Genomic DNA, 3,846 nt, shown 5'->3' with positions numbered 1-3,846 from the left:
GATTGCGATGGTGATGGAGTTACCAATGGTGATGAAATTACAGATGGAACTAGAGTGCAAGATCCATGTAATTTTGACACAGTAAGTCAGGATATAACAGCTGTAAGCACAGCTTGGAACAATGCAGACTGTGATGGCGATGGAGTTACCAATGGCGATGAACTCATAGATGGTACAAATCCATTAGACGATTGTAGTCTTAATGTATCAAGTCAGACAGTTTCACCTACAAATGCTTGGAATAACGGTGATTGTGATGGAGATGGAGTCACAAACGCTGTCGAAGTTGCCAATGACAATACAAATCCAGCGAATCCTTGTGATTTTGACTTCAACAGTCAAGACTTAAATGCAGTAAATACAGCTTGGTTAGCACTAGACTGTGATGGTGATGGAATTCCAAATGGAGATGAACTTGGAAATGAAAACGGAAATGACATTCCAGATTATTTAGAAGTAAACAACGGAAATCCAAGTGAAGCACTTGAAATATTCGATATCCTAACACCAAATGGTGATGGACTCAATGATGTATTTACCATCAGAGGAATTCAAAACTTCCCAGACAACAACTTAAAAATCTATAACAGATGGGGAGTTAAAGTATGCGATGTAGATGGGTATGGACAAGGAAACAAGTTCTTCCGCGGATACTCAGAAGGTCGCGTAACCATAGCAAAAGACGATCGCTTGCCAGTAGGAACTTACTATTATGTTCTGTCTTATGTAGATGAAAACGGAAACAGACAAGAAAAAGCAGGGCCACTTTATATTAATAGAAGATAAAAACAATACAAACACCTATCGGAGTATAGCTCCGGTAGGTATAATACATACACTTATGAAAAACAATTATGTAACCATCATAACTTTACTGGTTTTAGTGTTGTTCTCTAATCATGCAACAGCTCAGCAAGATGCGCAGTATACCCAATACATGTACAATACGCTGAGTATAAATCCTGCGTATGCCGGATCAAGAGATGTGTTTAGTTTTCTAGGATTATACAGATCGCAGTGGGTTGGACTAGATGGCGCACCAAGAGCTTTTACGGCATCCATGCATTCACCTGTTGGAAAACGTGTCGGATTAGGTCTTAACATCACCAATGACGAAATATTTATTGCCAAAGAAAGTTACATCGACATTGATTTTAGCTATACGCTAGATGTGGGAGAACAAGGACGATTGGCTTTAGGAGTAAAAGCAGGAGCGCACTTACTTGACATTGATTCTAATCGACTCAATACAGGAGCGTTTAATCCAGGTGATCCTGATGCTTTTATCAATATTGACAAACGTTTTTCACCACAATTTGGAGTCGGATTATACTATCACACACCAAAATTCTATTTAGGATTAAGTATACCAAACATGCTTGAAACCGAACATTTTGACGAATCGCCTAATAGTAACAACTCTAGCGCAACGGCACGAGAACGTGTAAATTACTATTTGATGACAGGCTATGTATTTGATCTTTCTAGTGAAGTAAAATTTAAACCATCTGGACTTGTAAAACTAGTCGCTGGAGCACCTTTACAGGTAGATCTTTCTGCTAACTTTCTCATCTATGACAAACTTACACTTGGAGCTGCCTATCGATGGAGCGCTGCACTAAGTGCGATGGCTGGATTTCAAATCTCAGATCAACTCATGATTGGATTTGCTTATGATAGAGAAACGACGCAATTACAGCAATTCAATGATGGTTCTTACGAAGTCTTTCTTCGCTATGAACTCTTCAAACGAAACAAACGCATGGTATCACCAAGATTCTTTTAATCCAACAAAAATAGTTACACATGAGATATACAATATACACAATCATAGCTGTCTTAATCGTTGGAATAGGAGCAGTGAACGCACAAGAAAAAAACATTAAAAAAGCAAACGATCAGTACGATGAATATGCCTTTATAGATGCACGTGAAGCCTACCTAAAAGTAGCAGAAGAAGGATACCAATCGGCAGAATTATTTTCCCGTTTGGGTGATTCGTACTATTTTACGGCAGATTATGAAAACGCCGCAAAATGGTATGAAGCGTTATACAATTTCTCGAAAGAAGTTGATACAGAATACCTTTACAGATATGCACTTTCGTTAAAAAGTACAGAACAATATGCGGCTTCTGATGCCATTATGGAAAAATTCTTCACGCCCAAAGGCGAAGATTACCGAGCAAAATTATTTGTGAACGAGCGCAATTATCTGCAAGAAATAGAACAGCAATCAGGACGTTTCAAACTAGAAAAAGTAGGTTTCAATTCGGAGTTGTCAGACTTTGCACCTGCGTTCTATCAAAACAAACTAACATTTGCTTCCAACAGATCAAATCGTGGAGCAACAAAAAGAATCCATGATTGGAACGAACAACCGTTTCTCGATTTATATCAAGTAAATATCGTTTCGGAAGATGCTAAAAATACGGTTGAAAAAATGCCAAAGGTCATCAACTCACAATATCACGAATCTACGGCAGTGTACACAAAAGATGGAAACACATTTTATTTTACCCGAAACAATTACACAGACAAACAATACAAAGAAGACGATAATGGCACAAACAAATTAAAACTTTACAGAGCCACACGCAAAAATAATAAATGGAATGTCGCAGAATTACCTTTTAACAGCGATCAATATTCAGTGGCACATCCAGCGTTAAGCGCAGACGAAAAAACACTGTACTTTGCCTCAGATATGCCTGGCGGAAAAGGGCAATCAGATTTGTACAAAATAGCAATCAAAGGAACTGAATTTGGCGAACCTGAAAACTTAGGTGAAATCATTAATACGGAAGGAAGAGAAACGTTTCCTTTCATAAGTAAAGACAACAAACTTTATTTTTCATCCGATGGACATGTTGGTCTGGGAGGGTTAGATGTTTTCGTGTCAACTATTGACAAGACAAACGCCTACAGGGAAGTTTTTAACTTGGGTCGTCCCATCAACAGTCCAGAGGATGATTTTACTTTTATCATCAATGAAACCACAGGAAGTGGATACTTCGCTTCCAATCGTGAAGGTGGAATAGGTGATGATGATATTTACAACTTCACCCAAACACAAAAAATCATATCAAAATGTTCGCAGCAGCTAGAAGGTATTGTGTTGGATGAACAAACAAACAATCCTATTGCAAATGCAAAAGTGTTATTGCTAGACAATGACAATAATATGATTGATCAAACTTTTGCCAAAGATGATGGAAGCTTTGCCTTTGCTTTAGATTGTGACGCTCCTTATGCCATTAGAGCAGCAAAAGAAAACTACGCAACTGCCGAAAAATCGTTTGGAACTACCAATGAAATTGGAAAAGCAATCAAAAAGACACTATTCCTAAAAACAGGAAATTCATTAGAAAAACCGATTGTAGCTCCTGTAGGTGCCGATTTAGTAAAAATATTAGGACTCAATCCTATATACTTTGATTTAGACAAAGACTATATCCGTGCAGATGCAGAAATAGAATTACGCAAAGTAATTGCAATTATGAAACTATATCCAAGCATGAAAATTGACGTGCGTTCGCATACTGATAGCAGAGCAGACGATAATTATAATATGGATTTATCAAACAGACGTGCCAAATCAACCATTCAATTCCTACTAACCAATGGTATCAATGAAAGTAGACTCAAGGGCAGAGGCTACGGAGAAACAAGGCACGTAAATAGATGCAGTAACGGAATCCCATGTTCCGAATACGAACATCAACTCAATAGGCGAAGTGAATTTATTATTATTGAAAATTAATACGATTCGAGTACGTGGCAATTTTTTAAAAAAATAACACTTTTCTATTTTAGCCCTAAAGTCTTTCACTTTAGGGCTTTTCTT

At 37.6% G+C, this 3,846-nt stretch carries 3 protein-coding genes; all 3 read left to right on the top strand.

Translation table 11 applies throughout. The features are described from left to right. The coding region (locus tag AB8B65_RS19665) for a gliding motility-associated C-terminal domain-containing protein (RefSeq protein WP_405302989.1) at window positions 1–786 on the top strand (786 nt) is incomplete at its 5' end. 55 nt (window positions 787–841) lie between these two features. Further along, window positions 842–1,786: a type IX secretion system membrane protein PorP/SprF gene (locus AB8B65_RS19660; RefSeq protein ID WP_405302988.1), complete on the top strand. Its 945-nt coding sequence runs from the start codon at window positions 842–844 to the stop codon at window positions 1,784–1,786. 20 nt (window positions 1,787–1,806) lie between these two features. Beyond that, the gene (locus AB8B65_RS19655) at window positions 1,807–3,762 is read left to right on the top strand and encodes an OmpA family protein (protein ID WP_405302987.1); all 1,956 of its coding nucleotides are present in this window, start codon (window positions 1,807–1,809) and stop codon (window positions 3,760–3,762) included. The last annotated feature ends 84 nt before the right edge of the window (window positions 3,763–3,846 follow it).

The sequence above is a fragment of the Kordia sp. genome (assembly GCF_045105435.1).
In the GTDB taxonomy this organism is placed as follows: domain Bacteria; phylum Bacteroidota; class Bacteroidia; order Flavobacteriales; family Flavobacteriaceae; genus Kordia.
Note: the sequence above shows the minus strand (reverse complement) of the source record. Positions and strands in the feature narration are given on the sequence as shown.